Source organism: Lacrimispora sp., assembly GCF_036758025.1.
In the GTDB taxonomy this organism is placed as follows: Bacteria; Bacillota; Clostridia; order Lachnospirales; family Lachnospiraceae; genus Lacrimispora.
In genome coordinates this window covers 240,902-252,082 of the sequence record NZ_DAIOXM010000003.1, presented here as the reverse complement: position 1 = coordinate 252,082, position 11,181 = coordinate 240,902, and the positions used below count along the sequence as shown (strand labels likewise).

6 protein-coding genes are annotated in these 11,181 nt (G+C 45.7%); 4 read left to right on the top strand and 2 right to left on the bottom strand.

Translation table 11 applies throughout. From position 1 onward, the window contains the following. The coding region (locus V7M78_RS05050; protein ID WP_333647067.1) for a DUF6531 domain-containing protein at positions 1–7,121 on the bottom strand (7,121 nt) is incomplete at its 3' end. A 350-nt stretch (positions 7,122–7,471) separates the two neighbouring features. Between V7M78_RS05050 and V7M78_RS05045 the strand changes: the two genes are divergently transcribed. The 4 genes from V7M78_RS05045 to rbr all read left to right on the top strand — a co-directional run bounded on the left by V7M78_RS05045 (position 7,472) and on the right by rbr (position 10,003). After that, on the top strand, positions 7,472–8,197 hold the full coding sequence (locus tag V7M78_RS05045) for a phosphatase (protein WP_333647065.1): 726 nt from the start codon (positions 7,472–7,474) through the stop codon (positions 8,195–8,197). 119 nt (positions 8,198–8,316) lie between these two features. After that, positions 8,317–8,706 (top strand): Fur family transcriptional regulator, encoded by a 390-nt coding sequence (locus V7M78_RS05040; protein ID WP_333647063.1) that lies wholly within the window; start codon positions 8,317–8,319, stop codon positions 8,704–8,706. 115 nt (positions 8,707–8,821) lie between these two features. Next, positions 8,822–9,364, top strand: a complete 543-nt coding sequence (locus V7M78_RS05035; protein WP_158377045.1) for an NADH peroxidase — start codon at positions 8,822–8,824, stop codon at positions 9,362–9,364. Between the two features lie 99 nt (positions 9,365–9,463). Then, positions 9,464–10,003 carry a rubrerythrin gene (gene rbr / locus V7M78_RS05030; protein WP_333647058.1) on the top strand — a complete coding sequence of 180 codons (540 nt, stop codon included), beginning with the start codon at positions 9,464–9,466 and terminating at the stop codon, positions 10,001–10,003. Positions 10,004–10,046: 43 nt separating this feature from the next. On the opposite strand, the gene V7M78_RS05025 is transcribed toward rbr, so the two are convergent. Then, entirely contained in the window at positions 10,047–10,946 is a 900-nt protein-coding gene (locus tag V7M78_RS05025) for a fumarylacetoacetate hydrolase family protein (protein ID WP_333647056.1), read from the bottom strand. Positions 10,947–11,181 lie beyond the last annotated feature (235 nt).

Genomic DNA, 11,181 nt, shown 5'->3' with positions numbered 1-11,181 from the left:
CCATCATAAGCATACTCCACCACCTGGCCGGAACCGCTTGTTACCTTGATAATTCTTCCCAGAGAGTCATACTCATACTCACTCTCCCCAGTAGTATCCATCATGGATACTCTCTGTCCTAAGGCATCATAACCGTAAAGAACGTCTTCTTCCTGCTTCTTTCCGTCCGCACCTTCATAAGACTTTTCCACCAGATCATTCAGCTTATCATAGTCATAACGGATCGTATCCCCGCTGTTAGTGGCATGGCTGATCAACCGTCCTCCGGCATCATAAGCAGACAGTTCCTTCCTGCCTTCCGCATTGACCAAAGAGGTCATGTTTCCCTCGATGTCATAGGTGTACCGGGTAGTCCTCTTCATGGTATCTGTCATGGTGGTGACATTTCCCATCACATCACAGGTGTAGGTAGTTGTCAGATTGCTTGGCATGGTCACCTTCACCAGATTATCCAGAACATCATAATTAAACCGGGTAATCAGTCCATTGGTGGCCTTAACGCTCAATACATTGCCATGAGGATCATAGGTATAGCTTTCCGTCAGCCCCATCTTATCTTTTACTGATGTGACACGGCTTCCTGCGTCATAGGTGATCTCTTCCACCTGAGCAAGGGGATCCTTTGTTCCAATCAGACGGTTATCCTTATCATAGGTATACTCATACAGATACCCCTTAGGATCAATCACAGTCGTCTGGTTATAATTCTTGTCATACTCAAACCGTGTGGTTCTCTCTCCCGGCTTTGTCACCGCAGCGATTTTACCCACCAGATTATAAACGACTTCCGTAGCCTTGCCTTCCGGGTCCACGCTTGCAGTCAACTGGTCGATCTTATCGTACCGGTAATTCCATGTATATCCCAGAGCATCAGTAACTGCATTCTGGTTTCCGCGGATATCATAGCCAAACAAAGTCTCTCCGCCCTTGGCATCCACGGCTTTTGTCATGCGGTGCATAATGTCATAGGTGTAGGTACTGTCACGTCCCAGACTATCAGTATCTGTAACAATATTATCCGCCACATCATAAGTAAAAGTTCTGGATAATCCCAGAGGAGTCTTGATTCCAGTCAAACGGTGTACCGCATCATAGTTGTAGCTGTAAACGCCGCCGTTCTTCTCTGTTCTGGAACGGACCAGACGATTTAAGTCCACCTCATATGAGGTCACATTTCCTGCCGGATCGGTGATACTGGTTACTTCATCATGTTTGTCATAGGTATAGTTCGTTACTGCCCCCTTGGGAGAAATGGCTTTTACCAGATTACCCATCACATCATACTGGTACTGAGTAATCAAATCATTGGCATCTTTTACCTTCGTTACATTTCCAACGCCATCATAGCGGTATTCCTGCCTGCTTCCCTCCGGTGTGGTGTAGGAAAGGAGTCTGGACAGGGCATCATACTCATAAACCGTATCATTTCCCCTACCATCAGTTACTTTTGTCAAACGGTCAATGGCATCATATGCATAAGTCTGTTCTGCTCCTTCGCCGTCCTTCGTACCCGTCAAGTTGCCTTTGGCATCATACTGAAAGGTAGTGGAAGCACCTAAAGGATTCACCTTATTGGTCAGACGATAAATGGCATCATATGCATATGTATAAACTGCCTCCCCCGGTTCTGTGGTCTTAATCAGGTTTCCAGCCAGGTCATACTCATATGACGTTTCTTTTCCTTCTGGATCTGTCACCTTCACCAGGCGGTCCATGGCATCATAGCTATACCGCGTTGTCGCCAGATCTGTTCCGGTCACGGCAATCAAATGGTTAAACTTATCATACTCATAAACAGCACTTCGACCAATGGTATCTGTCTGTTTCACCAGATTTCCGCTTTCATCATACTCATAAGTCATGGTATTGCCGATGTTGTCTTTGGCTTCTGTCAGCCGTCCCATGGAATCATAGGTATAAGACGTAATCACATCTGCCTCATCAATGCTCCGAATCATCCGGTTTTCTGCATCGTAGGTCATGACCACACTGTCTCCATCCGGGAACAGAATGCGGATCACATTTCCATTGGCATCATACGTATACTCATACTCATGTCCCATGACATCAGTCATCTTTGTGGTGCGGCTTAAAGCATCCACCTCCATGGCAGTCTCGCCCTTTAATGCATCAATCACCTTCTCCACATTTCCAAGGGAGTCATATTCCATGGCAGTGATAAAGCCTGCTCCGTCGACCTCAGCCAGCACCTGTCCGATAACGTCATAATGGTAGCTGGTGCTGTTGCCGTTCTGATCCGTAGTTTTTAGAGGATTACCGTTTAAGTCATACTCAATAGCCGCCAGACCATTTAACGCATCTTTCACCTCTTTTAAACGCCCTACTGCATCATAAGCATACTCCGTTGCATTTGACTCAGCATCAACCACTTTTCTTTGATTTCCAGCCCTGTCATAAACATAGAGTATCGTACCGCCCAAAGGATCTTTGGACTTTACAATCCGGTTGTTACGGTCATACTCAAACTGATAAACCCGGGTTTCATCATCTGCAATGCGGATGATATTTCCGTTTCCATCATAAGAAATCTCTGTTACCAGACCATTAGGAGCTGTGGTGGATACCAGTCTTCCTGCCCTGTCATAGGCATAGGACATAGAGGTTCCATCCGGATATATGATCTTCTTTAAATTTCCATTGTGATCATATCTGTAATGGGTCTCATTTCCAAGTGCATCCTTTGTAAGTACCGGAAGATTTAAGACTTTATGATATAAAACCTCTGTTATATTTCCCCGGCGGTCAGTAGTATTTACAATATTTCCTTTTCCGTCTAACTCGTAAAGGACTTCCTTGCCCAGGGCATCAGTCGTCTTTATCATACGGTTCCGGTTGTCATAGGTGTGATGAGTTTCCTCTCCCTTGGCATCCGTTTCCTTTATCCTATTATAGTTCTCATCATACTCATAGTTCAGAGTATTTCCCAAAGCATCACGGCCTGATAAAATGTTATATATCTTATCATAAGTAAAGTCCGTTTTTGCTCCCATAGGATCAGTAATGGATAAAACGGTTCCTACTGCATCAAATTCATATACCGTTGTTCCGCCATCCTTTTCCGTCTCTGAAACCTTCCAGCCCTTTAAGTTATATTCATAAGTCCTGGAATTTCCCAAGGGATCCCTGTCTGTCAGAACATGGTTCATATCGTCATATTCAAAGGTCCAGGTGCTTCCTTCCCCGTCAGTCATAGAGGTGACCATTGCCCCGTCATAGGAAAATGACGTTGTTCCTCCATTGGCATCTCTTATGGATACCACACGGTTCAGCTCATCATAGGAATAATGAGTGGTATTGCCCTCGCCGTCAGTCATGGACAAAAGATTTCCGATTTCATCATAAGTGAAAACAGTTCTATTGCCTTCATAATCTGTTGCAGTTAAGGGCAGGTTTAAATCATTGTAGGTATAAGAAGCCTTGCTTCCGTCATCTCTGGTTTCTGTCAGGACATTTCCATTGGCATCGTAGGTATAAGAGGTCACAGCTCCCCGCTCATCAGTCTTCCGGGCAACCCGGTTATCGTCTGTATACGAAGTGCTCTCGCTGCTTCCATCAGGATATTCAACCCGTGATATCCGCCTCTGGCTGTCCATGTAATATCTGGTCACATTGCCCCGGTTATCTGTTGAAACGGTACAGCCTTCCTGATATTCAAGGGTAACCGTATTTCCCAAAGCATCTGTCTGACTGGTGATCCGTCCCCGTTCATCATAGCTGTTTTCCACAATACGGCTGTCATTTTCATCATACCAAGCTGTCATATGGTGGGCATCGTCATACTCGTAACGGCGCACGCCTCCCTCCGGATCAGTGACGGAGATCAGGTTGTGGCTGTCATCGTATTCATAAACAATTGTTCCGCTATTTGGCAGCGTCACAGAGGTAATCCTATGGTATTCATCTGCTATTAATTCAAATATCTTCCCTGAAGCTGTCCTTATCTGACGGACATCATCATTTTCATCATAAAGAAGTACTGTCCGGTAGCCCTTCCGGTCTGTCACATAGCGCAGAAGTCCCCTGGCATCAAAGGTGAGTACTGTTTTATCAGCCTTCTCCAGTTCCCAGGCAGTGGCCTCCGGAACTGCGGTATCTGTGTCTTCGCCTTCCTCATCTTCATCTTCGTCAGTTTCTTCTTCATCTTCTTCGTCCTCATCGAACTCTTCTCCCATGAAGAATCCAGCCTGTGACGGCGTTCCCCTTCCTGCCTCATCAGGAACATCTGCCACTTCTAAATCAATGGAATCAGCAGTCATCAGAACCATATCATAGCCGTCCGGCGCCTCATAGCTGCCGTCAGACTGTTTTGCAAAGTTAATGGCTCCGCCGTCATCTTTCCGGTATAATATGTCCCCGTTATGCCTTACCGTCAATCTCTGCCCAAATGGACTGCTCCATCCGATACCAAACTCGGAAAGGAAATGGGCTGCAATGGAGTTATAGCTTCTTTGGAATAAGAACATTCCGCCAAGCTCCTCCAGTTCTGCATCCACCTGCTGCATAAAGAAGTCACCGGTATTCATGTTGATTGGCTCATGGCTAAACACACAGTCTTTTCCCATACCGTTTAACAGCATGTCAATCATCATCTGTTCCATATCCGTAAGAGGCTTTGGTGTATAAGGCTCACTCTTCTTAGGGTTACGGATAAACAGAATATCACCGGAAAAAGTCAGTCCATTGCCCAAAAGGTTATCCTTTTGAATGGTCTTTTCCGCCACTCCATAGTGATCCGCAATACGGGTCAGCAGATCCAGGCTCTGAACCTCATAAAGCAGGAACTCATCACTTGGTTTTTCTTCGCTGACAGCCGCTTCTGTTCCTAAAATGATTTCCCCTGTTTCAGGGTCTTCATCCAGCTCAAATCCTTCTGCTACAGCCATTACTTGATAAATGGTATCAGTCTTTAAAAGCGTTTCGGTTTCCAAGGCATAACTCTGCCAGTTTCCCGTTTTAGCCTGGCTGTTTATTGCCCCTGTAAATGCCATATCCCTTGAGAAATCTGGAGAGGTATAGGAATCATCTGCAATCTCATCATTGCCGGCTACATTGTCTCCCATCTCTCTCAGTTCCCAGGTCACAGTTGACCCAGCCTGAGATATTCCGTGAGTCAGAACACCCATGGAGGTCCTTCCCCCGGATTCACTTTCTCTGACAGCCGGATTGACGTTTACCGTTAAGGCATCAATATCAAGAAGGCCTAAGTCCCCGATCAATTCCCCTTCCCAGGTAATATCAATTCTCGGGCCCATGGCCGCATTGTCCCGGTTGTAGAAGCTTTCCGCAGGCATCCGGAGGGGCGCCTGAGCATCTGATTTGGGCTCGCTGGCGGCCTGAAGCACAAGACCGGCCTGGAGCCTGCTTCCCGGCGTCATCCAGGACTGCATCATGGCCGTAATATCATACTCCAGAATCTGATCCGCTCCCGGGGAATCCAATACATCAATAAATTCTGAAAGCGGTTCCTTTAACTGGTTCCATGTAAGGGTCGTGGCATTCCACTCTTTATTCGGTGCACGCAGTTCGATTTTCGTTTTTCCAACTCCGTTTCCGGTCTGTGTGCCAATGCGGAATGTTGCCTTTGTACAGACAGCCTGGCCCATGACCTGGCTCCAGTCTCCGTTTATGGCAACATACGTCCTCATGTTGCCAAATCCTTCCCGGTATCCCGCATACATAGGTCCTGTATTTCCCAGGAATCTGGAAGGCTGGCCGTCAGCCACATTTACAAGTACAAACTCACTGGGAACCATCTGAACGGCAGATGGATCAATTCTCACCGGATAAGCCCTGTCCTCGTCCTCCAGCCACTTTTTATCGGCTGTTACAGTAGCAACATAGCTGCCCTGGCTTCCGCTCAGCTTCAGGGTCAAATCATCACTGGTTTCCCCATCCGCGTCAATCATCAAAGGGGCTTCCAGGACAAATTCCGGATTCTTCTTGTCCTCATCGTAAAGGATGATGGTATTTTTCTCCTGGACGGCCTTTAAGCCTCCTGTCCTGACAGAGAAGGAGAACTGGTTTTTATCCGTCTCTTCCAGCAGAATAATATCTTCTTTTACCGTATTTCCCACCAACGTGTACTGATAGTCAATACCAGGGTATACGTCACTGTAACGGATGGAATTCTCCCATACAGCGCTTTTCTCAAAGCTGCCGCCTGATGGGATGAGTTCAATCCTGAAATCACCTTTTTCTATAGAAATACCCTGACTCGATGTGATTTTCTCCGGAAACAATACATTCGTGCTCCCCGCACTATTTCCATAACCAGTTCTGGTCCTGGTTCTGGAACGCATCAGGGCGCTGGAAGGGGTTCCCACTGTATACTCTTCCTCTGTTTCCGTCAGGCTGTTATCAACCTGCCCGATCTCTCCGTTCTCATTGCGGTAAAGACCGGAATATCCACCTGCTACCGTTATATACTGGTCTTCGCCAATGCGGTAGGTACGGTAGGATTCATTAAACTGCACCAGCTCCCCTCCGGGTTCATCAATATACTGGTCGTAATCGTAAAATGCTTCCGGCTCTCTTGCCTCCTCTTCCTCCTCAGGAATGAGATCAGCCGGCTTGTCCTTTACGCCCTCTGATTCCGGTTCAGCATCTGGTTTTGATTCCTCCTCCGGTTCCGATTCCTCGCCTGGTTTTGACTCATCTTCTGATTCGTCTTCTGACTTGGATTCTTCTTCTGATTCGGATTCATCTTTTGGTTTAGATTCCTCTTCTGATTCGGATTCATCTTCCGGCTCGGACTCTTCTGATTTGGATTCTTCTTCTGATCCATTTTCTTCTGAACCAGCTTCCTCTGAATCCTCTTCTTCACCAGTACTTTCAGATCCATCATCTTTCGGATCTTGTTTCTCCGGGGGAGTCACTTCCCCTGGTTCCTCTTCCACGCCTGACTCTTCTGTCTGATCTGTTCCAATTCCCAGATCTTCCAGAGACAACATATCCGGACTGGAAAAATTCACATACCTCGGCCTGTTCCCCAAATACTCCGCACCCTGGGCCGCAATTGGGGTCACGTTGGGAGCCATCATGCTGATACACAGCAGATAACTGAGAACTTGTTTCATAAATCGTTTTTTCTTGCTTTTCATACTCATGCTCTCTCCTTTGTATTTTCCCAATATATATTGGTATAAATATGATAACAGAAATCAATACTATTTCAATACAAGTGCCAAAATTCGACACCTTAAGTTCCAAAATTTGCATTTCCATTTTAAATTTCCAGATTTCTTTCCCAAACCAAAGCGCTATCCCCCTGTTTTCTACCTCATATAATCCATTAAATATATCTGCAAAAACCAATCCCTCACCCCCCTTATTTCAAATACACCCCTCTATCCTATGGTTTTCTCTCTCAAAATGTGTTATATTTTAAATATATGGTATAATATCCCTGTAATTTAAAAACCCGGAAACAGATACAGAAAGGACAGGAAATATGAAGGACATCATGGACCTGCACACCCATACCATTGCCAGCGGACATGCCTATAACACCTTATATGAGATGGCAAAATCTGCTTCTGAAAAAGGCCTCAGCTTAATAGGATTTTCAGACCACGGCCCTAAGATGCCAGGGTCATCCCATGAATTTTATTTTATCAATTTCAAGGTCATTCCCCGCAAGCTCTTTGGAATCAACATACTTATGGGAGCAGAACTCAATATTCTGGATCACACCGGACGGGTGGATTTGCGGAAAGGGCTTTTGGAAAAAATGGATTATTCCATTGCCAGCCTTCACGAGCCCTGCTTTAAAAGCGGAACTGCCTCAGAAAACACCAATGCCTATTTAGGGGTCATTAAAAACCCTTTGATTCATATAATCGGCCATCCCGATGACGGGAGGTTTCCGGTGGACTATGATACCCTTGTGGCCGCTGCTGCGGAACACAACACTCTTTTAGAGGTCAACTCCAGCTCCCTCCACCCCTTAAATCCCAGAAAAAATGCGCGAGAAAATTACCTGACTATGCTGGAATTATGCAAGCGGTACCGAACCTCCGTCATCATTGACAGCGATGCCCATATCGAAGCGGACGTCGGAAACCACAGACAGGCCTTAGAACTGATCAAAGAGGTGAATTTTCCCGAGGAACTGATCGTCAATTCCTCTTTGGAACGGCTCCTTCCCTACATTCCAAAGCTGAAAACATATTTATAACCGGTCTTTGAGCCAAAACCATACCATCCATCTGCACATTGACAAATGATTGAAAATCTTTTATTATTAAATAGTAACAATTACTACTATGATTACTATTTAATAGAAAAGGAGCGGCCATGAAAACATTAAAGTACAGCCGTCAGCGGGAATCCATCAAAGCCTGCCTTATGGCAAGGCACGACCACCCCACTGCCGATGCGCTATACACCTCTATCCGCGAAGAATATCCCAACATCAGCCTGGGAACCGTGTACCGGAACTTAAACCTTCTGGTGGAGCTGGGAGAAATCCGGAAACTGACATGCGGAGACGGTGCGGACCACTTTGATGCAGACACCTCACCCCACTATCATTTCATATGCAAGGAGTGCGGTCAGGTTAATGATCTGCAGTTGGACCCCATGGATCATATCAACCGGCTGGCCCAGGAGAGTACAAACGGTCTGGTAGACGGCCATACCATTTATTTTTACGGCACCTGCAAAAATTGTTTGGGAAATAATTGAGAAAAATTCTTGACATAAGAGAAAACTTGTGCTAAATTAATATCAGTAATCATTACTATTATTGATTGCGCACTAGAAAAACACTAATTTTTAAATAAAAAGGAGACTTAAGATCATGAAGAAATGGGTTTGTACAGTATGCGGCTATGTTCACGAAGGAGAGACAGCACCGGATTTTTGTCCGATATGTAAGGCTGGTTCTGAAAAATTCAAATTGCAGGATGGAGATATGTCATGGGCATGCGAGCATGAGATCGGCGTAGCTCAGGGTTCTCCTGAAGATATCATGATGGATTTAAGAGCTAACTTTGAAGGCGAATGTTCAGAGGTAGGCATGTACCTTGCCATGTCCAGAGCTGCCCACAGAGAAGGCTATCCTGAAATCGGCTTATACTATGAAAAGGCTGCTTTTGAAGAGGCTGAACATGCTTCCAAGTTCGCTGAGCTGTTAGGAGAATGCGTAACTTCCAGCACAAAGAAGAACCTGGAATTAAGAGTTGCTGCTGAAAACGGCGCTACAGCAGGTAAATTTGACCTTGCCAAACGTGCAAAAGCCTTGAATTTAGATGCAATTCATGATACAGTACATGAGATGGCAAAGGATGAAGCCCGTCACGGAAAAGCGTTTAAGGGCTTATTGGAAAGATACTTCGGTTAATTAATAATTTTGCAGGGACAGCGGCATTTTCGTTGTCCCTCATTCCTAACCACTGGTAACTGATCATTCATATACATAATATTCAGGAGGGTTTTAAAAATGTCTAACAAGTATGCGGGAACAAAAACAGAACAGAACTTAAAGGATGCTTTTGCAGGCGAATCCATGGCAAGAAATAAGTACACTTATTATGCTTCCGTGGCTAAGAAGGCTGGCTACGAGCAGATGGCTGCCTTGTACTTAGAGACTGCAGATCAGGAAAAAGAGCATGCTAAGATGTGGTTTAAGGAGCTTCACGACATCAGCAGCGTGGAAGACAACTTAACTGCTGCTGCCGAAGGCGAAAACTACGAATGGACTGACATGTACAAGAGAATGGCTGATGAGGCAAGAGAAGAAGGCTTCGCTGCCCTGGCTGTTAAATTCGAATTCGTAGCAAAAGTAGAAGCTGCTCATGAGAAACGTTATTTAAAGCTTCTTGAAGGCGTAAAGAATGACAAGACCTTTAAGGGTGACGCTCCTCTTGGCTGGAAGTGCCGTAACTGCGGTTACATTCACGAAGGAGAGAACGCTCCTGAGCTCTGTCCTGCATGTGCTCATCCAAAGGCTTATTTTGAAAGAAAAGCTGAAAATTATTAATTCATGTAAAAAGGGCTGCCCCGGATCCGGGACAGCCTTTTTATTATACTACCTTATTCTTTATGGTTCCGATTTTCTCTATGGTACATTCCACTTCATCTCCCGGTGACAGGAATTTCGGAGGGGTAAAGCCCATCCCCACTCCCTTAGGAGTTCCTGTGGAAATAATGGCTCCCGCTTTCAGGGTCATTCCTTTTGACAGCTCACTGACAACATGGTCAATGTCAAAGATCATCAGCCCGGTGTTGCTGTCCTGGCGAAGCTCGCCGTTGACCTTGGACTGAATGGTAAGCTTAGGCGGATAGGATGTGGAACCGGCTGTCAGAATACAGGGGCCCATGGGGGTAAATCCATCCAGACTTTTTCCAAAATACCACTGCTTATGATTACTCTGCAAATTCCGGGCGCTGACATCATTGATAACGGTATAGCCGAAGATATAATCCTTTACCTTGTCTGGTGCCACATCTCTGGCGTCCTTTCCGATGATCACTCCCAGCTCTGCTTCATAATCCAGGCCTTCTACAATATCGCTGTGGCTTAAGATCTGTCCGCAAGGCCCTACAGCCTCATTTACTCTCTTGGAAAAGTAAACCGCTTTCTCCCGTTTTCCGTCAAAATCCTCTTTTTTAAAGCGTGCAGATTCTTCCGCATGTTCCATGTAATTAAGCCCCAGACAGATAATGTCCTGATCCGGTACCTGGATTGGTGCCAGAAGCTCGACCTCTGACATCATGGCAGCTCCGACAATGTTGCTTTTGTGAGGGTCCAGGCCCGAAGCATGCTCCAGTAAGTCCATCTCTGACTGGCTCAGTCCTTTGATTACCTCAAGCATCTCCTTGTACTCCATACCGAAGGCTCTGAGCGGAAATACCCACATCTCATCCTTGCTCACTACCCCGATATCTTTTCTCCGGTCAACCTCGTATGTAACTAATTTCATAGCTTCCTCCTTTTACATGAACCATAACTCTTCCTTTGTGGCAGAGATTGCATCCACCAAACAGGGTTTTATAGACGCCAGCTTCAGCGTCATTCATCCCATGACAGGGATATGGTTCTACTTTATCAATCCTTTCCCCCACCGTCAAGGCAAATTTTACGAAGTATGCCATTTCCGTGCAAAATAAAGCATTTATTTCCCACTTATATGACACAGCCCCCAGTTTTAGGGCCTT

Bases quoted from the DNA above. Each gene is read 5' to 3' on its own strand.
- V7M78_RS05045 (WP_333647065.1), top strand. From the start codon at position 7,472: ATGAAGGACATCATGGACCTGCACACCCATACCATTGCCAGCGGACAT.
- V7M78_RS05040 (WP_333647063.1), top strand. From the start codon at position 8,317: ATGAAAACATTAAAGTACAGCCGTCAGCGGGAATCCATCAAAGCCTGC.
- V7M78_RS05035 (WP_158377045.1), top strand. From the start codon at position 8,822: ATGAAGAAATGGGTTTGTACAGTATGCGGCTATGTTCACGAAGGAGAG.
- V7M78_RS05025 (WP_333647056.1), bottom strand. From the start codon at position 10,946: ATGAAATTAGTTACATACGAGGTTGACCGGAGAAAAGATATCGGGGTA.
- rbr (WP_333647058.1), top strand. From the start codon at position 9,464: ATGTCTAACAAGTATGCGGGAACAAAAACAGAACAGAACTTAAAGGAT.